The sequence below is a fragment of the Paenibacillus sp. MZ03-122A genome, from assembly GCF_024213325.1.
Classification (GTDB): Bacteria; Bacillota; Bacilli; order Paenibacillales; family Paenibacillaceae; genus Paenibacillus; species Paenibacillus polymyxa_B.
Genome location: NZ_JANAVI010000053.1, coordinates 1 through 823 on the forward strand (window position 1 = coordinate 1; position 823 = coordinate 823).

Annotated in this window: 1 pseudogene; it reads left to right on the top strand. The window is 41.9% G+C overall.

The annotated features are described in order from the left end of the window. Positions 1-53 precede the first annotated feature (53 nt). Positions 54-823: pseudogene (locus tag NLX74_RS25505) on the top strand (transposase); the annotation flags it as partial.

Here is an 823-nt window from a genome sequence, read left to right on the forward strand (position 1 = left end):
TCTGAACTGCACCCCATTTGTTAGACACGACTAACAATGGAGGTGCAGTTTTTTTGCCTAAATTCAGTTTAGATGAGAAATTGGAGGCCATTCGTAGGTATCAGCGTGGTACTGAGGGAGTCAAAAGCATTGCACAATCATTAGGGATGAATCATGAAGCTTTACGTATGTGGATTAGGCAATACGAATCTCACGGGGTAAAAGCTTTTGAAAAAACCTATACATCTTACTCCACGGCATATAAACTAGACGTACTCAACTATATGAACGAGAATGGGACGTCTCCGAATGAAGCAGCTGTCATTTTCAAAATATCCTCACCTGGAGTCATTAGGAAATGGCGTAGTCAATTCAATGAACATGGAGTAGACGCCCTGAATTCAAAGAAAAAGGGGCGTCCACGCATGACAGATAAGAATAAAAACATCACAAAGAAGCAAGAACCTGCCAAGGATTCAATGGAGGCTCTACAAGCTGAATTAGAACGTTTGCGTATGGAAAACGCCTATTTAAAAAAGTTGAATGCCTTAGTTCAAAACAAGGAAAAATCACCAAACAAGACAAAGCGCAAGTCGTCTATGAATTAAGGCATGAGTTCCCGGTGGTTGCATTACTAAAGCTCGCAGAAGTCAAACGTAGCACCTTTTATTATTGGGTCAAACAGTTGGGTAAGCCAGATCCAGACGCGGATCTGAAACTCCTTATCCAATCTATTTACGAGGAACATCAGGGGCGCTATGGCTATCGTCGTATCCGTGACGAACTATTTAATCGGGGGCGCCGAGTTAATCATAAGAAAGTGCAGCGTATTATGGTCGAATTA